The 22007-nt window shown below is 53.9% G+C and carries 12 protein-coding genes; 4 read left to right on the forward strand and 8 right to left on the reverse strand.

From position 1 onward, the window contains the following. The first annotated feature begins 484 nt into the window (after positions 1–484). On the forward strand, positions 485–1966 hold the full coding sequence (locus SH287x_RS19750; RefSeq protein ID WP_479516118.1) for a sulfatase family protein: 1482 nt from the start codon (positions 485–487) through the stop codon (positions 1964–1966). Positions 1967–2016: 50 nt separating this feature from the next. On the opposite strand, the gene SH287x_RS19755 is transcribed toward SH287x_RS19750, so the two are convergent. The 6 genes from SH287x_RS19755 to SH287x_RS19780 form a co-directional block, all read right to left on the reverse strand. Continuing rightward, positions 2017–3354: a hypothetical protein gene (locus SH287x_RS19755; RefSeq protein ID WP_479516119.1), complete on the reverse strand. Its 1338-nt coding sequence runs from the start codon at positions 3352–3354 to the stop codon at positions 2017–2019. Between the two features lie 146 nt (positions 3355–3500). Continuing rightward, a complete protein-coding gene (locus SH287x_RS19760; protein ID WP_479516121.1) occupies positions 3501–4703 on the reverse strand; it encodes an outer membrane protein assembly factor BamB family protein in 1203 nt (400 codons plus the stop codon). After that, positions 4682–5890 (reverse strand): iron-containing alcohol dehydrogenase, encoded by a 1209-nt coding sequence (locus SH287x_RS19765; protein ID WP_479516122.1) that lies wholly within the window; start codon positions 5888–5890, stop codon positions 4682–4684. Before SH287x_RS19765 ends, SH287x_RS19760 begins: the two co-directional genes overlap by 22 nt. Before the next feature lie 172 nt (positions 5891–6062). Continuing rightward, positions 6063–7853 (reverse strand): outer membrane protein assembly factor BamB family protein, encoded by a 1791-nt coding sequence (locus SH287x_RS19770; protein WP_479516123.1) that lies wholly within the window; start codon positions 7851–7853, stop codon positions 6063–6065. Positions 7854–8023: 170 nt separating this feature from the next. Continuing rightward, positions 8024–10639, reverse strand: coding sequence for an outer membrane protein assembly factor BamB family protein (locus SH287x_RS19775; RefSeq protein WP_479516125.1), 2616 nt, complete (start codon positions 10637–10639; stop codon positions 8024–8026). 702 nt (positions 10640–11341) lie between these two features. Next, positions 11342–12163 (reverse strand): FHA domain-containing protein, encoded by an 822-nt coding sequence (locus SH287x_RS19780; RefSeq protein ID WP_479516126.1) that lies wholly within the window; start codon positions 12161–12163, stop codon positions 11342–11344. 528 nt (positions 12164–12691) lie between these two features. On the opposite strand from SH287x_RS19780, the gene SH287x_RS19785 reads away from it, so the two are divergent. Together SH287x_RS19785 and SH287x_RS19790 are read left to right on the forward strand one after the other, a co-directional pair. Then, positions 12692–13483: an MBL fold metallo-hydrolase gene (locus SH287x_RS19785; protein ID WP_479516127.1), complete on the forward strand. Its 792-nt coding sequence runs from the start codon at positions 12692–12694 to the stop codon at positions 13481–13483. Between the two features lie 287 nt (positions 13484–13770). Further along, complete coding sequence (locus SH287x_RS19790; RefSeq protein WP_479516128.1) at positions 13771–16851, forward strand: HEAT repeat domain-containing protein; 3081 nt, start codon at positions 13771–13773, stop codon at positions 16849–16851. A 94-nt stretch (positions 16852–16945) separates the two neighbouring features. Here the strand turns inward: SH287x_RS19790 and SH287x_RS19795 are convergent, their stop codons facing one another. Then, complete coding sequence (locus SH287x_RS19795) at positions 16946–19543, reverse strand: FG-GAP repeat domain-containing protein (RefSeq protein ID WP_479516129.1); 2598 nt, start codon at positions 19541–19543, stop codon at positions 16946–16948. Between the two features lie 220 nt (positions 19544–19763). Here SH287x_RS19795 and SH287x_RS19800 point away from each other — a divergent pair, with 220 nt between their 5' ends. Next, the gene (locus SH287x_RS19800) at positions 19764–20423 is read left to right on the forward strand and encodes an FHA domain-containing protein (RefSeq protein WP_479516130.1); all 660 of its coding nucleotides are present in this window, start codon (positions 19764–19766) and stop codon (positions 20421–20423) included. A 239-nt stretch (positions 20424–20662) separates the two neighbouring features. Here the strand turns inward: SH287x_RS19800 and SH287x_RS19805 are convergent, their stop codons facing one another. Beyond that, positions 20663–21778 carry a prenyltransferase/squalene oxidase repeat-containing protein gene (locus SH287x_RS19805; protein WP_479516132.1) on the reverse strand — a complete coding sequence of 372 codons (1116 nt, stop codon included), beginning with the start codon at positions 21776–21778 and terminating at the stop codon, positions 20663–20665. Positions 21779–22007 lie beyond the last annotated feature (229 nt).

A 22007-nucleotide genomic window follows, 5' to 3' on the forward strand; every position in this document is an offset into this window, starting at 1 on the left:
AGGGTGGCACGAAGTGCCGGGTGAGGGATTTCCCAATCGACGTTCCCGGTGTAATACACGTGGCAGGGTATCTATTCGCATCGCAAATGTAATGATCGCTACTTCAGCTTCGGCTCGCCCTCACCCAGCCTCTCCCATCGGAATGGGAGAGGAGTCAATCAATCAACTCCAATAACAACTGCTATCTGGCGGCGTAAGCCCCAAATGTGGATGAACAACCGACCTCATACGCCGCCCCAAACTCCGCAAGTGGCAATAAGGGAGCGGACACAACGGGGCCGCGAATCTTTAGCCAACGTCCCGGCCGATAGGCCCAAACCCCGCAAGGGGATGAGAGGATTGGTATTGGCTTTGGAAACACGGCTGGCTGATCAGCCCTGACCCTGGGCGGAATGGCAATGACTGAATAAAGAGATGTGCGTAAGAGACAGATCAGACCTGCGAGGATGTTATGTTGGATTTAGCAAACACACAGCGATGTTTCATGGTCTTGTTAAGTTTGTGGGCTTTGAATGTCTCACAAGCCATGAGTCAGGATCGACAAACCGTCAATGTCGTGGATTCACGTCTGGCTTCCACAGCAAAAACGGCGGCTCCTAACGTTGTGTTGATCTATTGCGATGATCTGGGCTATGCCGACCTGGGATGCTTTAACGCACCCATCTGCAAGACACCGAATATCGATCAACTGGCAAAAGAGGGGATCAAAGCCACTTCGTATTATGTGGCCCAAGCCGTTTGTTCGGCATCCCGTGCCTCGCTGCTGACAGGTTGCCTGCCGAACCGCATTGGCATTCTGGGCGCCTTATCTCATTTTTCCAAAAATGGCATTCATGAGAACGAAACCACGTTGGGAGAACTGTTTCGGTCGAAGGGATATGCAACGGCGATCTTCGGTAAGTGGCACCTGGGCCATCATCCCCAATTCATGCCGGGCCTGCATGGATTTGATGAATACCTGGGCATCCCTTATTCCAACGATATGTGGTCGAAAAATCCGAACGGGAAGTTTCCTCCCCTTCCACTGTTGAAACAGCAGGGAACAGCTCCTGCAGAAGTGCTGGGTTACGACACCGATCAAACACGGTTCACTACGGACTTCACTCACAACGCCATCAATTTTATTGAGCGACATGCCGGGAAGCCGTTCTTTGTCTGCCTGCCACACCCCATGCCGCATACTCCGATCTTTGTCAGTGACGAACGCAACAGCGGCGATGTCAGCCAACGCTACCGTGATGTCATTGGAGAAATTGACTGGTCAGTGGGCGAGATTCGCAAAACGCTAGCGAAGCACCAGCTCACGGAAAAAACGCTGGTGATTTTCACTTCAGATAATGGCCCGTGGCTATTGTTTGGAAATCATGCAGGGAGCACTGGGCCACTCCGCGAAGGGAAGGGAACCATGTGGGATGGGGGTGCCAGAGTGCCTTTCATTGCCAGTTGGCCAGGACACATTCCTGAAGGAACAACAACCGACATCCCCTTCGCTGCGTATGATCTATTCCCCACCTTTGCCGGTCTGCTTGACGCGCCCCTCCCTGCTCACAAGATTGATGGAGTGGACGTCTGGCCCCTCTTAAGTGGCAAGTCTCAGGCACAACCCCATCAGGCGATGTGGTTTTATTATGGCCAGAATCTGATCGCGATTCGCTCCGGCGACTGGAAGCTGGTCTTTCCGCACAGCTATGTCCATCCCGCTGTCCGCGGTCAGGATGGAAAACGCGGCCAGCTCGTCAATCGACCATTCAAAGAACTGGCCCTGTACAATCTTGCGAACGATATTGGCGAAACCAACAACGTTGCAGACCAGCATCCAGAAGTTGTCAAACAATTAGAGGCGTATGCCGAAGAGGCTCGTGCCGATCTGGGTGATGGCTTGAAAGGACGCAAAGGGGCCGGCCTTCGTCCGCCCGGCATCTGGAGCGATCCTGCAAACAAAACGGATTCTTCCCAGAACAAGTGACGATTTTCGCTCCACAACACTGCTGTTCAGAACGCTGAATTTTCGTCGTCTTACGGGAGAGTGACATTCAGAGGAGAGGGATTTTCTCCTTTCAACACATCCCAAAGTTCTGGCTTGGTTTCCGTCAGAATTTCGAGAATCGCACGTCGATCGGTTGTTGATAAATGGGCATAGTCCTCGCTCTGATCGGCATTGGTCAGAATGGCATGCAACCGGCGGATCACATAAGTTCGGACAGACGTGGGAAGCTGATCAAAAGAAGCCGAATAGATCAGATAGCTGCAAGGATATTTGAAGATCCGTGTTTTCAAATCAAAGTCGCGCAGAGAGCGCCCTTTACTGTCGCGTGGGCCACGCGCCTGAAACTCGGCTGCAAATCGAGACGCCCCCTCCACGGGCGAAGTCAGCGGAAACTCATCGGAAAAAAGCATCGTCTTCAGGACTTTATCCCCATAAGTGACCGTGCGGCGCTGGGTAGTTTCGCTCTGAAAATCTGCCGGACGCTGGAGAGCCTCATTCATCGCCTGATCAGTAGATTGAGCCATGCGGGCGTCGTAGTTGGCCTGAGTGATCGCATTGTGAAGCGGCCCCTGATGATTCAAAACCAGAAGTGCCACAATGTCGCTGTGAGGTGACAAATACTTGTCCACAGAAAACCGGTCTGACAGATCCGTGAGATTGGCGCCTGCTTCGTGATCCAGCGTCTCCTGCCGTGATTTGCCCGGCAACGTGACATTTCCCATATGTCGCAAATCGCCATGCGTGCCGCTGACATACCAACCACCCCAGCGCTTTTCAAAAGGGCTGGATTGATCGGTGTTGTACGTCCCTGCGGCAAAGTCGGGCTGGCCTGAGCGAGTTGGCACAACCGACCGCGCCAGCACACCCGGCACACCTTGCGTTCTTGAACTGGCATGGCAGACAAGACAGTTTCCCTGATCTCGTTGAAGCAGGGCGGACTCAAGTTCTTCCTGCGCAAGCGTGTAAAACACCTGACCCTGCTGAGGATCGGTCGACATGATTTCCAGCAGATCCCCGCGCGGAATCCAGCCGACATACGACTCATCGTTAAAATAGATCGCTCGCGGCGTTCGTGGAGAGATCCTTGACGTTTGCAGACTGGTTTTGGAATAGACCAGAACTTGTGAAGAGATAGGGATTTCCAACTGATCGAGCAAACTCTTCAGATAACCGTGCTCGGGAGAGTAGGAAAGCACGGCTTTCTTCTCTTCCAGTCGGGATTGCAGTTGCGTGGCAGGATCATCAACGGGAGTCGTCTCGTAGTTGATCGGCGGACGTTCCAGATCGAACTGAGCTTCAACAGGCGAGGCACTCATGAAGCAGCCAAGGATGATCAACCAGCCTCGCATTGCGTGCGACAGGGGCATGCCAATCTTGACGGACTTTGGATGTGACAACCGGGTGAAATTCAAAGCCGTAATTCCGTGACAAAATCAGGCCGGATGAAAAAATCGCATCGCAATACACCCGTCCCGTAAAATACTCACATCATCGTGAAAGAGATCAATCGCGGCTACTTTTTCCCAAAGCAGCAAAGGCGACCGTCCGAAGAAGCGGAACCCACAACAAGGCAGCCTTCAGCAATGGCAGGGCCGGCGTGAATGGATTTCCCCAAATTAAACTTCCATTCAATCTCACCGGTTTCCACCGCCAGTTGATAGAGGTTGCCATCATCTGAACCAACAAAGACCCGGCGGTCGACAATCGCCGGGCTGCTATCGACCCTCGCGCGAGTGGGCGTTCTCCAAAGTCCTTTTCCCGTGGCGATATCAATGCCATGAACCTGCTTGTCGCGTCCGCCAATCACCAGAATTTTTTCTCCCAGAGCGGCTGACGAGTGGAAGGGGAATTCCTTGTCGCTGGGCCTGTATCGCCAGGCCACTTTTAATTCCCGCCAGTTCACCGCAACCACTTCACTGGCATAAGTGCCGACATAAAGCACATCTCCCCGAAGTGCGGGTGATGCAATGAGGTAAGTGGCCAAAGGGAGGCTGCTCACTTCTTTACCCGTCTGGATATCAATCCGCCGCAGATGCTCGTCACAACCCGCGATGAAAGCCGAGTTCTCTGCAATGCCCGGAGTGCAATGGACGTAGCCGTCTGTTTCAAACTTCCATAAGGGGGAACCATCTTCCAGCTTCACACAATGCAGGGCATTGTCATAAGAGCCAAACAAGAGACGATCCTTGATGACAACCGCCCCGCTGTAAATCTCGCCATTGCTCTTGTAGATCCATTTCTTTTTGCCGGTGCCCGCATCAATGGCGTGCATCAGGCCATCTTCATCACCAGCATAAACGACCCCCGCATGCACAGTGACCGGAGCCTTAAATCCCGGAGCAAAGCTGTTGGCAGGAACCTCATCGACCGACTGATAAGCCCATTTTTTCTGTCCCGTCTTAAGATCCAGACAGGTGATCTGCCCCGAGAGCGAAGGGGCGTAGACATGACCATGAGAGATCGCACACGTCGCTTCAATCTGATCCCCAAGATTCACCTCCCACAGCAATTCCAGCTTTTCGGGAAGAGTGCCTGTGGCCACACCCGTCTGTTGAAGGTTCTGACGATAGCTGGGCCAGTCATCACCCGCGATATCGACCGAAGCTTGATCAGTCGGTGGCTTTTCCTCCTCAGCGTGAGTAGAGGAGTTGCCACACAGCCACAGTCCGACAAACAGAAATGCCAGGCAAGACACTATTCGGCAGCGTAGGCGCATCGATAGAGATCCTCGAGACTCGCGGCGTCTACTGGCCGGGGGTTGAACGTTCCTGTCCATTGTGCAGCAGCAGCCTGGGCCAATTCGGGAAGTTGGCCGTAAGAAACGCCCAATTCTTCCAGAGAACCCGGTTGACCAGACTGTTTGACAAGCTGAGCGACATAGCTTTTCAGAACCATGCCGGCATCGGGCGATGACCCCAACGACGCCTTCAAACGGCCCAGTATGTCTTGAGGAAGAGACTCAACCAATTCGGCATAAAGAGCATTGACCACCAACGAATTGAAGCCAATCACATGAGGAAGCAACACCCCAATCGCCACACCGTGCGTGGTACCGAATGTGGCGGTGAGGGGATTGGAAAGCGCATGGGTGGCCCCCAGCATGGAGTTCTCAATGGCGGCTCCCGCCCAGTGAGCGCCCAGCAACGTGGCACCACGGGCAGAAAGATGGTCAGGCTTTTCAAAGACCACTGGTAAAGCCTGAGCCAGCAGACGAAAGGCCCGCCGGCTGAACGATTGAGACACACTGTTCCGTTTTTTGGTCACATGGGATTCAATGGCATGGCTGAGGGCATCGATCCCGGTGGCCGCTGTCACGCTACGTGGCATACTGATGGCCAGTTCCGGGTCAAGAATCGCCACCCGGCAAGAAGCACGCTTATCGCCACAGGCCATTTTCACATGGCTGACAGCATCAGAAATCAGCGCAAAAGACTGAGCCTCACTTCCTGTTCCAGCCGTTGTGGGCGCCACGATCAAAGGGAGCATCGGGCCTTTGGCTTTGCCAATTCCCCAGTAATCCTTCATTGAGCCGCCGCTGGTGAGCACGAAGTTGACACCCTTGGCACAGTCGATACTGCTACCGCCACCAACGGCCACCAGAAAATCGGCTCTGGCGTCTTGCGCCACTTTGACCCCTGCTTCAACGTCATCGGTCGAAGGGTTGGGCTGAACATCACTGAATAGCGTTGTTTCGATGCCTGCCGTGCTCAGGCTCTCAAGGCAGCGTGCAATATGACCTGTGGCCAGAATTCCCGGATCGGTGAAAAGAACCACACGCGAGGCCCCATATTCCCGGCAAAAGGCTCCCAGCTGGCCAATAGATCCCGGCCCATACACCACACGTGTCAGCGGGTTGTAGTCAAATGGTTCCAGAAGATCCTGGGAGAGAGCGTCGTGCATCATTCCGGAATGGTTTCCCTGCTTGTCTCAGGTGGGGTGGCCCCGGAGGGATCGCACTCGATCGAAGGTCTCTGGGCTTATCATGGACAAGCCTGTCGTCTGTAGGGTGCATGACAATGCACCAGATTCCTAAATCGGACACAATCCCCAAACCTGAACGACGTCTTTACAAAAATCAGTCGGCGACTTCATCATTGCGAGGTGTCTCTTTGACACCCCCTTCAAGTTTGGCGCCTTCTTTAATGGCGAACAAGGTCGATTTGTTGGCAATGAAAAGAACATCGCCAGCCACGACAGGCGTCGAATAAACCGCGTTACCCATATTCACTTCGCCAATCAGATCCATTTCCTTGGAGAGCTTGAAAATCGAGATGTCGCCATCTTCGTCACCAATATAAACGCGGCCTTCAACAATCAGAGGGGAACCCCACGACGCGGCAAACATGTCGTGAACCCAATAGACGACAGGATTACCATCGGCATCGACTTTCTTGGCATCCAGACAATGAAACAACCCGCTAAAGTCGGCGATGAACAGCAGGTCATCCTTGATCGCCACCGTTCCGCATGTCCGGTGCATGGTCTCTTCAAAGTCAAATTTCTTGTTGCCATTTTTGTCGATCTGACTGTAATGCCAGATGACAGCAGAGTTCGGGTTTGGTTTCTCGACTTCGCCCTTTTTGGAATCAACCGCCTGCAATCGCCGGGGAGCCAGCGGCTGGCCTTCTTTGTCAAATGCCAGGGTTGGACTGACATCACCACGTTTGTTCGGATCAAGGCAGTAAAGATGTCCTTGCCCTTCGCCGTGCTCGGGATCTTCTCCCACACCGACATAGATCGCCCCGTCATAATAAACGGGGGTGGCGATGATATGATTGCGTGTGGCGCGCCCGCCCAGCAGATAGAGTGATTCTTTGGGGTTGGCGTCGAACTTCCAGAGGAGCTTGGATTTCCCGTTGCCATCCCCCTTGGGATCAAAACTGTAGACCCAGCCATCCCCGCCGCCAAAGACCACTTGAGCCTGATCGTTCAGGACAAAGTGGCAGGGACTTGACCATTGGCCATGGAGAATGTTGTCCCCGGGGCTGTCGTCTGTCCACAGAACTTTACCCGTGGCCTGATCCATCGCGATAAAGCTGGGAGCATTGGGAGCCGGAAGGTTGATGTGCGACTCATCCACACCGTTAGAAGTATTCACAAACAGCACGCCATCGACGGCTGTGATCGAACAGTTGCACATATTGTGCTGAGAAACCCCCAGTTGCCCCATCAGATCAACACGCCAGACAATGTCGGCTTCGTCTTTATTCTGGTTGGGTTCTGAAGTAAATGGCCCATCGTTCTCGCCATCATGGAAACCTTCTGCGTCCAGGCAAAGCACTTCTCCCCGATTGGAGACATACCAGACGCGATCCGCTTCCGCATACACCGCAGCACACACTCCCTGGAGCGGCCAGTCATGGACTCGACCTGTGGGAAGTTTCGGATTGCTGTGCTGCCACAAAAACTTCCCGGTCTTTTCGTCAAAGCAGAGAAGTGCCCCGAGATCGACGTTCTTGGGATAACGCTTGATGTAGCCGGAACCATTATTGGTGCCGACATAAACCTTCCCATTGGCAATCACCGGGTTGCCATAGGTCTGTGAACCCAGTGGCGAGGCCCAGAGAATGTTTTCACCGGATTCGATATCCCACTCGGTCGGAATATTGGTGCCGTCCGGGGTGTTGTTGCGGTAAGTGCTCCCTCCCCACTGATGCCAGTCCTTTTTGTTGACCTTCCGTGTGGCAATTTCCTTCATTGCCGCGGCGGTCGGGTCGAATTTGGTCGCCGAGGGTTCCGCAGCACTGACCGGAAGGGCAGAGGCTGCGGAGATCACCAACGCCATCGCCCAGGCAAGAGGTTTCGCCCGGTGATTGAGAAGACGTGTTGGTTCAAGCAGAGGGAAAGTCATTCCGAAACGTGTCATTCTTCAGATTCCTGAGACAAGCGGCAAAGCCGTGAGAAGCAAAATGAATTCGGCAAGTCAGCACTAGTGGAGCTTCAATTCTGATTTGACAGGTTAAGCAGTGGGTCATGAGCAGGCCAGCGAGCCTGCGGACAAGCTCAACAACCTGTCAGAACAGAGTGGTCGTACCACTAGCTCCGTGGGAGCACTTTCACGTTATCAAAGAAGATTTCCGTGTCTTTTGCATTGCCAAAAAGGCCTGGGCTTCCGTGAAAATTCGCAGGTTGGTCAATCCATTCGATGGTCCAGGCTTCTGGTTCGGGATCGTCTTTCTTCCAGACTTTGCCGCGAATTTTTGAAGCGGGGGAACCGTTCTGTTCGACGGTATCAACTTCCATTTTCATCGTGTACCAGGTATCTGCCGTCCAGGGGAAAGGAACCGTGTGCACCTTCTGATCATGAGGATACCATGAGTAAGCCTTGATCTGCTGACTGGCGCCCATCAGCTCCACACGATACCGCTGATTCATGATGCCAATATCTGGCATGCGGGCATTGGGATCTGAACCGGCACCTGTTTCCAAAGGAGCAGAGACCAAATCGGCCTGAATGGAATAGTTGGACATCTCGGGGCGACCAATCCATCCCTGGCTGCGAGTCCCCTTAGGAATCGTGGTGATCTTGCAGAGCACGCCATTCCCATCCACTTTTCGTGGCCCCTTAGCCACAACGAGAGTCGCGCCCGTTTCAGGGGTTCCGACCCATTTCGCGCTGGCCAGAATTCCTTCTCGCTTCAGAATGTCGAGCGCCGGATCGAGTTTGGCCTGAGAGAGTTCCTGCGTGGTCAACTCTTCCAATAAGCCGAGGTACCGCCGCATATTCGTCCAGGGCTGAGCAGGATTCACATCGTCAATTTTGAGTTGATCACGCCCCAGATTGGTGAACTGAGTGCTCAAAAAGACATAGCATTTGGCGGCCAGCACGTTTTCGCTATAGAGCTTGCGCCACAGGTCATAATCGAGACCAATATGGCGATACCGCATCCCCATGCCCGTCACAGGCACCACACCATCCGAGAAGGTCAATTCAAACGGGGCGTCGGGAATGACACGAATTCGGGCACTGCTGGCAATCTCTCCGATCTTGGCCGTCACGACAGACGCGGTGTTGCCAACATCCGAAGTCACGCTGTATTCGCCATCAGGATCAATCACTCCTGGCCCCGCCACAGTGAAGGCAATTTCTTCTTCTTTGGCTGGCCGCAGATATTGGCCGTTGGCGTTGTAAAGCAGAACCTGAAAGGCAACTTTCTGTCCCGGCTTCATCAAGACTTCTGCCGGAATGATCGTAGCCTGTGCAGGCTTGTCATCATCTTTTACGGGAGTTTCTACTGCAACAGGGGGAATAGGGTCATAGGTGACCTCTGGGTTCGCACTGCCAACGCAATACATCGTGGTGTCTGTCGTCACATAGAGGCGACCATCAGCAATAATGGGCGAGGCATTCACTTCGGCATCCAACCGCATGGCATGAACCTTTTTGAGGCCTTTAGCTTCATCAGGCTCAAAGGTGAACCATCGACCTGTCGCATCGACGGCATAGATTTTTCCATCACCATAAACGGCACTGGCCCGGGCCATCGTGCCAATCTTCTGCTTGCCAATCAGCTTGCCGGTCTTCAGGTCGACAACAAAGAAAATACCGCCGTCATCGATGGCGTAAACACGATCTCCAATGACCATGGGGGCACATTTGCCAATGTATTGTTCTTTATTGCGCCAGAGTTCACCGGCCTTGGTGAGATCCCCTGTTTTTGCCGCATTGATGGCAAACAGGGCACCCATTTTGGTGTCGTCCAGGTTTTCATCACTATGACCGGCAATGACTGTATTGCCCACAATCACTGGTGTGGTATTGATCCCACGGATGGAGACGTCATAGTTCCAGAGCTTTTTTCCTGTCCGGGGCTGGAAGCCATACATGCTGCCATCGCCCGCACCGATCACGACTTGTGCCTGTCCGTCGATCGTGGAAAACACGGGGGCGCTGTAAGTGGTGTCTTCGGGCCGAAGTTTGGTGGAAATCAGCCAGACGAGTTCTCCATTCCGCTGATCGAATGCCAACAGTCGATGGGCAGGTTGGGCGTGTTCTCCCCAGTTAATCAGAACACCACCGATGATGACGAGGTGCTCGAACACGACAGGGAAATTGGTGCGTCCCCCGTAGGTCGTTAACATGCCGTATTCTTCGGTCAGTGAACGCTGCCAGAGTGTCTTGCCGGTTTCTGCATCAATCGCCTGAAACAGGCCGCAAACACCCAAAGCAAACACACGCCCCGTACGAGGATCGCCGACAACGCTCGACCAGCCAACACGGGTATCGGGAACATCGGATTCAAAAACATTGAAGACGTTTTCCCAGACTTTCTTGCCAGTGGCGGCATCAACACAAATGACTTTCTCCGCTTCTTCCAGCGTGGCCGGCTTGTGCCGCACGAGGGTGTAGAGCTTCCCGTTCATGACAATCGGAGTGGATCGCCCGGCGAGTTCCTCATTCTTCCAGAGAACGTTTTCACCATCCGGCGACCAGGTGGCAGGAAGGTTTTTCGCTCGGGAAATCCCATTCATCTCCGGCCCACGCCAATGTGGCCAGTCTCCAGCACGAATGGCGCCAACGGGACTGTGAACAATCGCAGACGAAGGAGCGATGGCCCCAGGAGGAGGAGAATCAGCCTTTGGCTCATCATCTGCCCACAGGAAAGCCGGACTGAGCAGGGCCGGACTGAGAACAAGGGGCAGGATGGTCATCGCCCACCGGAGCATGGATTTCGCTGACAGGGGTCGAAAACCCCGTGCAGGCCAGGCAGGTGACATGACAGTTGAGTTAGCGTCAGAGTGGGGCATGCGAGAAACCAATGGTCTGTATCCCTTTTGATTATCTGCGGAACACCTCGACAGTTTCGAGATGTTAGCCAATCGAGCCTTCAATCTTCATTGAAACACAAACGATCAGCCGCAGATGCCATATCTGATTGACTCTACGAAAGTGATTTACGCGAAAAAGCCAGCTTGAGTGGGAAGTTCACCGTACGGTGGCGATCAATTTTTTGGAATGATTTCAGGCCGTAAAAGTGATCGTCCTGTCTACCAGCATCAACAATTGTTTTCACAACTGACAATTTGACGATAGCCAAACACCCGGAAGCGGGCAAGTTGCAAGTTCACAGGATCGCCGAAAAACAGATCTCTTTGGCAATTCTTTTAACAACAATCACCTGGCCAAAAGCTTGCCCATGGCCAAAGATAAGGCGATCCAATTGCTGACAATCCCTTCAGCTTTTGCCGAAATCCATTCCAGATGCAGGCCCACTGACTACTGGCCCACTTTTACCGGCCCACTGAATACAGCCAACTGAGCAGGCTGAATAACAAAGTCCCCGACGCCTCATGGGTAGCGCCGGGGACTTTGGAGAAAATGGGCTTGGCTGGCTTATGCGAACAAGAGGAGCATTAAGCGGAAACACGCAGAGCGGCTGTGCTGTCGCTCAGATGATTGAGCAGTTGTTCAATCCGCGTTTCCAATTCCAGCTGAGCTTCGCGCGTCCGATCGTCGAGATCCTGATAACGCTCGTCATTAAGGTGATGTTCTTCTGAGGTGGGAAAGGCCAGATGCTCTGATCGCTCATCCCCAGCAGCCGATTGGCTGTCAGTATCCAGGCGGGTCTCCACCTGGGTTTGTAAAGCGGCTTGCAGCAGTGCTTGCAAACCCGTCTCCAGATGAGGAATTGTGCCCGGGAGAATTTGCCTGGCTGGGCCGGCAGGCTGTTGGTCGCCGGGAGTGTTCCAGTTCATCTCTTCAAACAATTCCCGGATCTCATTTTCCAAAAACGCGTCATTCAGGAAACTGGCATCACCAGATTGCTGTGCCAACTGATAATTGGTCTGAAGTGTGATCAACCAGGTTTCACGGCCAAACTGAAGCCGGTCACCATCCCGCAGCGCTAATCTTTTATAAGGGCGGCCGCCAATCATGACCGAGCCAGTGAACTCTGTGGATTCAATCCAGGCGGCTCCCTCCTGCAAGCGGATGACCGCAGCGAAATCCGCAACAGAAGAGTCATGGATCACAAGATCACAGGCCTCAGCCCGGCCAATGAGAAACTCATCCTCTGTGATTTCCTGTTCAAGAATTCCAGAACTGAGTGTGATTTTCTCAACACGAACAGGTTCTTGCAGAGGCTTGGCCAACAGGTTTTGTAGCAGGGAATTCATAATGAAACTCCAACGTCCTGTTGGTGCCTGGAAATGAGGCCGCTGTGAAATTGTTTTCATCAAAACAACCCTGACACGACCTGAGCTATCAACTCAAATCGGCCATCAGGACATACCCTCTCCACGTTGACCTGTGACAAACTCCAGACTCTTGCGGTGGATTCTGCCGAAAACGACGCCCCCACAGGGTACCTTGCAGATTAAGCAGGATTTCACGGAGCCTGGCTCGCTGATTTCGTTCCAATTGGGAGGTACTGCGAAACTTTCCGGCTTAAACCATTCCTCAGTGAAGTCTTTCCCTCAGGGTTGTTTTTTCAAAATCTTCACAATGATCTGGTAAGGAGACTCCGAAGAAGCGACGGTGAATAAGCCCTGGATCAACGCCGTGACACTTCGCCGCGCCACTTCACGCATGCTGCCTGAAAATTTGTTATGGTGGCGATTGGTGAGAGACTGAGTCTCAAATTGGCCGCAAGGCAAAAGTTCATCGCTCACAGACTTCGACTTCAGAGAAAACCTGCCTAGAATCGGGCAAAGCCAAAACGAGGCGATCGCTCGCCTTGACCGTTATTGAAGATCAGGTGATCCATGCTGGCCCGTCGTGAACTTTTCCCAAACATCATTGAAATGAATTACCAGTTCCGGCAGCGAATGGGCTGCTCGGTTTATGTAGTGCATGACCAGGGAGAATGGTCGCTCATTGATATTGGTTTTGAAGACAGCACAGACGAAATTGTCGATGCCATTCGTCAGATGGATTTCGCGCTCTCACAATGCCGGTATCTGATCTGCACACATGCCGATGTTGATCACATTCAAGGCATGAAGCGGGCGAAAGAACTCCTGCCGCATGCCAAACTGGTGGCTCATCCTCATGCAAGAAAGCTGATGGAAGCGGGCGACCGTATTGAGACTTACGCAGAAATCAGTGCTCAGGGCATTTCGATTGACCTCGGCCCGATTCCTGTCGATGCCTCAATTGACGAAGGGGATGTGCTGGAAGTCGGTGGATTGAAGCTCAAAGTCTGGAGTACTCCCGGACATGCCACTGGTCAGCTCGCTTTTGAAATGGGGCCTTATCTCTTTTCGGGCGATAACATTTACCGTGATGGGGGTGTGGGCAATATCGATGCTCACCATGGTTCAGATCTGGTGGAGTTCATCAAGTCGCTGGAGCGGATTCGGGATTCCCATGTTGAGTGGTTGCTCCCCAGCCACGGCCCTGTTTTCCGGAAGCAGCCCGCCCAAATTCAGAAAACCATCGATCGCCTGACGTCTTACCTGAATCTGGCCGATTTCGGCACCTGTGCCACTGGCTGGCCGTTGCTTCAGGAATGGGAAGAAGAATTAATTCACGGATTCGATCCCACGAAGGCCTGAATCTCCTCGGGGAGATGAATTCATACACAGAGAGAAAAACCGCCCAAGCTCGCTATCTCTCCGAACTTGATGCAAACAATCCGGTGAACCCCGCGTTCGCCGGATTATTTTTTCTGGGAGTGAGTGGTTCCTCGCAATGAATCACGTCTCACCCGATGAGGTGATGTTCCCACGATGGGAAGCAAGACGTTGCTATTCACCTGAAGTCAGGGAAAAGCATAGACTTCTGGCTGGTTCCCTCCAGAAGAAAAGCCTGGATGAAACAGAACGTTTGAAGGAGCCATGCCATGGATGGCGGGCCAGTTGAATTGATCGCGCGTGATGTCTCCAGACTCAAATCGAGTCTGGAGTCTACTCGTGCACGGATCAACCTGGGTCGCTTGCTGAGGCGTTCCTTACCACTTTCTGAATTACGTGATTTCAAGTGGCAAGCGGCTCTGGTGGGTCTGCTAACACTCATCAGCTTACCCGGCTGCAAAGTCCTCGAAGCCCCCAGTTTGATGGAAGGGCTGTTTCCTGCTGCCAGTTCGTCAACCGCAACCTCGAACCCAGCCGACAAGACCTCAGAGGATAAACCTTCAGCCGATAAGTCCTCAGCGGCGAACTCCGACGGCAAAGATCAACCGGGTGAAAAATCGAAGCCAGCGGATGAGAAGCCTGAGGCGATCACTCAAACGGCTCAGGCCGATCCTCAGGCCAATGCGCCAGTGACATCGCCGCTGATGGCGCATTACCGCAATCTTTTCGGCAAAGATGCCTGGCAACCAGCCTTAGATGAGCTGGCCGTCACCCAGATCAGTTGGCAATTGCTGGCAACTCCACCACAAGCAGGAATCAGCCCCTCCTTGTTATGGCCGTCGCGATATCGCTATGTGCTGCGCCCAACCGATACTGCGACCCATCGCCCCTCTCCCGGAAAAAAATCTCGCCCCCCAATTGCCGATGTCCGGTCACTGACATTACGTCAGGAATCGACTGATCCCGCAGAGATCCAGGCAATGGAAACACCTGCTGAATCCAGCGACACAGCCGCAAATGCCAGCAGTCAAGAGCCTTCAGCAGAGGCCAATCTTTCTCAAACATCCACAGGGGCAGTCAAACCGTCAGCATTCCGGCTGACATCTTCAGAGCGGAAGGCCAGCCTTGAGGCCATTCGTTCTTTGCTGGCTGGGAAAGAACTTGCCGGTGTCAATGCCGCCGTGATCCTGGCATCACATCAGCCGGGTCAAGCCGGGGAATTGCAACTTCCTCTGGGTGAAATCGTGCGCGAAGGCTCGGTGTTGATCAAAGGCGAGAAAGTCACCATGTCGCCACTCTTGCGTGCTGCAGCGGCAGAAGCGTGGTGCCGGTTATTGCTGGAACTACCCGGCGACCCGGAAACTCGGCTGACCCCCGCTGGCGAATTGCTTCTCGATGACACGTTATCAACGGAAGTTCGCACAACGCTCTGGCGGGCAACTGCTGTTCGCGTCCTTCCTGATCGGTTGCCGGGGTTAGCAGCTACATTACAGGAGTCACAGTCCGAGGTGGCACTCCGCCGGGGAGCGATGGAAGCTTGCCTGATTCATGCCACAATGCAGGAACTTTCACGAACGTGGGGCAAGTCCTCTGTCGAGATTCAACAGGTGGCCGCAACATTCCAGCCTGATGATTGGCCAGAAGGGTTAATGCCGGCACGATTTGATCGTGACCCGATGATTCGCCGCCTCCTGGGACGATGGTTAGTCGTCGTGAAACATGAACAGGGAGGGGCTGTGGCACTGGCACAGACTCAAGATGCTGACATGCGGGTCTCCGACGATGCGATTCTCAATCTGGGGTTTACAGAAACGTCGGAAGCAACCGCTGCCCTAGATCGATTTCTTCAGTCCACCAATGAAACGCATCAGACTCTGGCTGCTGTGGCGTTGTCGGCCAAGCATCCTGAACGACTGGCGATTCTGCTGAATCCCCCTTCCCTTCAACCTTATCCTCCGCGTGTGCGAGCGGCGGTGGTTCGCCAGTTCCGCACGCAGCCATCACCTCAGCATGCCGCCTTGCTACGGGGACTGATCCATGATCGCAGTCTGGATGTTCAGGTCGAATTGGCCGGACTGTTGGCTGACTGGCCTTTGTCGCTGGCATCACCACTACTCATGGAATTACTGGCAGATGGTGCGGGGCCTGCGCGCGAAGTGGCCTTAATTTCACTCTCAAATCACCTGGGTTTTACTCCTGTTTTTCCCACACATGGTTCCCGATTGGAACGACAGGTCGCAGTCAAAGAACTGGCTCGTCTTCAGGGATTGTCCGAAACGATCTTGCTGACCAGTCATGCAGACAGTTTTTCCTCGAGAGAAGGCCCGGCTTCACAGTTAAGTACCAGCCGCTGGTCAGCCCATGATGTGGGGATCGAGTTGGCCAGCATTCTCAAATTGCCTCCTGATAGCGCTGAGCGGGCTGATCGCCTGGAAATACTGACACTGGGTTTTCCCACCAGCCAGCCTTATGTCGTTGAAGCCATGCTTAAGCTTCCAGCGGCAGAATTTTCGATCTTGGCGCGTGATCTGTTTGCTTCTCAGGATGAAGGTGTTCGCTTCATTCTTGAAATGAATCCCACCGATGTCACACAGCGACGCAAGCGAGCCATGTCCCTGAGGCAGTTGGCCGCAACACAATCGTTAAGTCTTATTGCTTTCAAACTCTTGTCAGAAACGATGTCGCAAGAGCAGGATCAACAGGTCTGGCAGGAAGTGATGTGGGCCGTTGATCAGGATTCTGGCGATGAAGCGGCCACAATTGCACAACTGGCGATTCATCATCGTTGGCCTGACATTCGACTGTCGGGGTGTCGTTATGTCCTGAAACATCCTTCAATTGAGAGGGGGCTGTGGCTCGCCCCCGTGATCGAAGACACTGACCGACCCGTCCGGCTGTCAGCCATTCGCGCGGCTGGTGCGTGTGGGAATCCGCAGTTGATTGAAGGTCTGCCTGTGGGTGATGGTTCCCGCGTCGGCGCCTTGCGACCGCTCTTGCAATCCACCGATAACGAACTGGTCGAGACCACGCTGGTGACGCTCGGACAATTGCGGGACGATCAGGCCGTTGCCGAGTTATTGAGACGCTCGCTTCACGACAACCCTCGCGTCCGGTTAAGAGCGATGGAACTGATCCGAGAGACTCGCAATCCGAGGTTTGTCGAACCACTCATTGAGCAATGCTGGACAGAGAACGCGGACAGCGTCAGTCACGAGATTCTCCGCACGCTGGAAGTGCTGGTGCCCATGGATGAGCAGCCCTCATGGCCAGAGGGTTTGACTCCTCCCACACGCAATATGAAGAAGGAAGCATGGGCCAAGTGGCTCAGCAGCAGGAAACGGACACAATAAGAGTTCTTTTCCTGCTGCTCAGCGAGCTTTCCCAGCCAGTGACCATCCTGGCTGTGACTATCTGCCAGTGACTATCCTGCCAGCAGCGCTGGTTCTATGGCCCGGCTTTTGGCGGAACGATGATAGTTGGTCGACGTTCTGTGGCAACTGGTGGTTGAGTCCTTGGCGTATTTGGGCTGGCTGTTGCTCGGGAAACCGAATTTCCTGGGTTGGCGGATTTTGCAGAGTCTGTTTTTTCCGCCTGAGCACCGGACTTTACCGCACCGGTTTCCCCTGAAATGGCATCCTGCGGGTAGATCAGCAATCGGTCTTTTGCCAGCAGAATCAGGTCGGTTCGTCCGTCACCCGTCACATCGGCTGCAACACCTTCCCGTGGTTCACCACTTCCGCCTTCGTCATCGTCGAACGATTTCTGTTCAAAGACGCGGAAGCTCAAGGCAGCTTCCAAACCTGTGGCCGGACGATATTGCACGAGCTGCAAGTATTGGCTGCGCGTATCGATCACCGCGAGATCCATCCAGCCGTCGTCGTTGAAGTCGCCGACAATGATATCCGAGGGATAGGTTTTCTCCTGAGTCATTTCAAACTGACTCAATTCCACCAGCTTGGGCGATAACCCGCCACTATAAAGAATCGCCATGCGATCCGTTCCCACCACGAGCAGATCCTGAACGTGGTCACCGTTGAAGTCGCCCGTACCAAACTGGAGGAAAGGGAAGTTGTTCATATCAATCTCTTTCCAGGGAACCAGACCTTCGGGAGCCTGGCGAAAAACTCGCAGCTTTTTCAGGCCGGCATCAAACAGCACCACTTCAGGATCAGGGTTACCGTCCAGTTCCAGCGTGGTTCCCCCCACCAACCGGGCGTTGGATTCTGGTGCGGTGTACTGCATGACGATCTGCCAGCCTTTTTCGGGGCTATAAGTCACAAAGCGAACGAGGTTGTCCTGCGTGACGAGCAGTCCTTTCGCTCCGCCAAACTCTGCGATAGAAGTGCCGGTGGCTCCGCTCATCCCCGGGCCTAATGGGCCAGTCGAAGTGATTTCAGTCACGCGGCCGTCTTCACCAAAACCGAGGACAACAGGAGGTTTTCCGGCCCCCTGGAAGACCAGTAACTCTGACCGGTGATTCCCCGTCAGATCCCCCGCCACCATCGATTCCGGACGACCTTTGAGAGCCACGGTATAGCTCTCCTGATCACCAAACTTGAACGGGATGTACTTGGAGCCATCATAAGACCAGGCTCGTAGCTTGCAGGAGTTATCGCGTGCCCCTTTGGAGGCTTCCAGTACCAGAAGTTCGACGGTTCCGTTGCCATCCAGATCCGAGGTTTCTATCGCCACAGGTTCAGCGTCAATCGTCATCAGTTCAGGAAAAGGGATGCGGTCGTTCCGGAACGATGTCACTCCTAAAGACTTTTCGTCAACACTCTGGACAACGATTTCAAGGCCGGGAACGCCATCGAGATTGGCCAGACGAAGCTGATCAGCCCCTTTGAGCGAAGGCCAGCCCGTTCCAAGATCAAGTCCAAATCGCGCATCCTGCCGAAAGAGCAGCAATCGCGAGGTATTGCCATCAGACACGACAATGTCCGTCAGTCCATCCTGATCAATATCACCCACAGCGACAGAACGATCTTTGGCAGAACCATTCGGCCCAAAACCAAATTGAACCAGTCGTTCACGAAGCTCACCCGACTTGCGAGCTTCCATCTCGATCTTCGATAGCCTCACCCGACCGTTGCGAGAATCAATTGTGATGATTTCACTTCCGGGTTGGCCATCGATATTCGCCAACGTGACTGAACGAGGGCGTTCCAGATCGAACACCGATTCCGGCCCCAGCGTCCGATTGCCTCGTCCAAACCGAACACAAAGCTTGCGGTCGGTTCCTTCGCCAGCAAGGTAAGCCAGATCGGGCAAACCGTCGCCATTCAAATCAGCAATCTGCACCAGTCCCAGACGTTCTGAGGTATTGAGCAATTTCTGGGGAGGAGCCAGCGTGCCTGACGCCAATTGGGTAAACAACGAGGTCTCCCGTTCTCCCAGAACCACCAGATCATCTTTGCCATCCTGATTGATATCACCAGCCGCCAGCGACCACGCCGAGGTGTTCATTTCTGGAATGCGTTGTGTGACTTTTTTTGTCCACGGCCCTTTTTCAGGTTGGTAGAGAACCACCAATTGGTCAGGTGATCCCAAATAGGCAATATCCGTGCGACCATCTTTATCAAAGTCCCCCGCAGCCAGGGAAAGAATCTCGTGGTCAACCGGGAGTTTCACATGCCGATATAACGAACTCTGGTTCACACGATTAGCGTCTCGTGAATTTGAATCATCTGTGACGGGGGCCGCCTGCTGGATCAGCAGGTCAATGCGATTGTGACTATTATCGACAGCCATTAAATCAATCAGGCCATCATGGTTCAGGTCAGCAGCGACCAGAAACTTCGAGCGGCTCTCGAGCTTCACCACTTCAAGGGCGTTGAAGCCATAATAGGCCGCCAGACGATTTTCAGGCTCGTGATCCTGAGCCACGGTGGTTCTCGCGGTCAATCCAGAGAGCCATCCCATGGCCAGGCAGCCAATGAACAAATAGCGCATCCATTGGCCCGGCAGCGTCTGATGAAATCGACGCGAGCTTTGTTCAGGACGTGAAAGCTGGCCGCTTGGAAAGAACATCTGGTGATTCATGGGCAATATCCCTCTGCAGAAAAATGATCACTATGGGTTGTACAATCCAGCGGTAGGGGACGGCAAGAAGCGGCGACTGGAGAATTTCTTACGTTTTCAGGAGAGAGCCTGATTTTTGACCTAATTGCACCGCAGTACCCCTGCCAGCTTGACGCCTTCACGCCATGTTCATAGCCTCAAATGAAGCGATAAACTTGTGTTCCGGTGCATTATGGAAGTCATGATTCGTGTGCTTGAGGGATTGGAGAGGGGGGCGGTGCATGCACGCCTGACTCTGCCATGCACCATGGGCCGTGAAGACGAAAATGCCATTCAACTGAATGACGATCGAATCAGCCGGTTTCATTGCAAGCTGCAGGAAGACTCCGGGCGAGTGATTCTGACCGACCTGGATAGCACGAATGGGACTCGGGTCAACGGACGGCCGATTCAAATGCACGTCCTGCAACCGGGTGACTTGATCATGGTGGGGCGGTGCGTCCTGCTCTATGGCGAAGTCCCCCCGCCAGCGGTGACTCTGGCGACAGGTCTGCAGTCAGCTCCCGAAACGCGGATTGGTCTTTCCGATGCAGATGATTCCAGCGATCTGGAGTTTTCCATCGCGACGGACTTTGAATTGGGACGAAAGCGGATGTTCCCTCATGGGCGTCCGGAACTCCCGATTGAACTTCGCGGTTTGCAACGCGTCCAGATGACCGACATGATCGCCTGGATCCATGATGAACTTGGAGGAGTGCTGCAAAACGCCAGTGAGGGCCGGACAGCAGCCACAGGCGCAAGACAACTGGAAATCCCCTGGGATCAGCGAGAGCGACTGGTTGAACTGGAAGCCGCCCTGGCGGAGATTCTCCGCAAATTAGCCGGGCATGACGATCTCTGAGAGGCTAACCGGAAACTCTCATGTCCTTCTTTGGTTGAGGGATCTCTCAAATCCTTCTCCCTGAGGGAGAAGGTGGCCGCAGGCCGGATGAGGGGGGACGCATGGTTCCCGATAAGAGGATGCCTCTTGCGATGAGAAACACGGAGGAGAAATCAGACCCTCACCCTGGCCCTCTCCCGCACGCGGGAGGGAGCCATCCCAGACAGGCCCACAGTGAGTTTTTCAGGCAGCCCCATGTTCTACTTTTGGGTGTACTTCAGGGCGATGAGGCTGTAAGCCGTTGCCAGATTGGGATCGCCTTCCATCCAGCGGGCGTTTTTATTGACCCAGCTTCCATTAGATTGCTGGCGAGCAATCAGGGCTGTTCCCAATTCTTCACGCCAGTGGTGTGATTTCCCCTGAGCATCGACGATTGTTTCTTCGCCCAGCGCATTCAACGCTTTGGCGAACGCCTGGCCATAATAATACAAACCCTGATCGCCCAGGCCGGGATTTTCATTGACCGAATAGAACTTGCGAATCCATTCCGAAGCGGCTTTCACACGAGGGTCATCTTTGGTAAGCCCGGCGTAAATCATGCTCTTCAGACCGGCATACGTCATACTGCCATAAGAACGGAGACCACCGTCAGGAGTGGTGCCAGCCTGTGACTGCCCACCCAGCGCTGGCGTGTAATAGAAACCACCATCGTTGACTTTAGCAGCGGCTGGCGTGGTGTTGTGCTCCGATTCGAGATTCTGGCAACGGGAGAGAAAGACCAGGGCACTCTGAACCGCAGGGTCATCCGACTTGGCACCAGCGGCTTGCAGGGCATCCAGAAAAAAAGCGGTGTTGGAAAGATCGGGACGATCGTTGGTACGACCATAGCCAGCACCTCCCCAACGGACATCGGATGGGTCAATTTTCTCTGACTTATCCCACTGCACACCGCGAATGTAGCCTTCGGCTTTCTTGATGAGATCGTTGTAACGTCCCTCCTGATTTGCCGCTGAAAACGCCAGCAGAGAAATGGCGGTCTCATAGTTTCCATGATGCGCCTTGGGGGTATAAATCCCGCCGTCCGGCTGCACAAAAGTCTCCAGAAATTTGAGACCTTTGGCGACCATCGGATCATCAACAGAAGCCCCCGCACTCAGGGCCGAGTAAACCACCAATCCCGAAATGCCCGGCGATTGGTTCGTCGTCCAGCTTCCATCAGCGGCCTGAGCCGTCTTTAGATAGGCAATGGCTTTTTGTCGCGAAGCCGCAACTTCGTCTGGTGTGGCGGCTGTGGCCGTCTCTGCCACGGTGAGACAAAAGCCAGCCATCACAACGGCCAGCATCAGGTAAGTCGTACGGGCGGAGCAGAACAGCATGGGGCAATCTCCGAAGTTGAGCAGGAATCAAGGCGGGAACGTGGGTCGTGTCTGCCTGCAACTCAGTCTACAGTGACAGAGGACTTTTCCTAGTGCATTGCCAAAGCTTAAAAGCGGGGTTGAACAGGTTGTCAAGTCCGACATCGGAGGACGTGACTACGCATGAAACCTCAAGATAAAGCCGTGACACGGCACTGGTCGAGTGCGAATGCTGTGCCGTCTGAATGAC

It is taken from the genome of Planctopirus sp. SH287 (assembly GCF_056500625.1).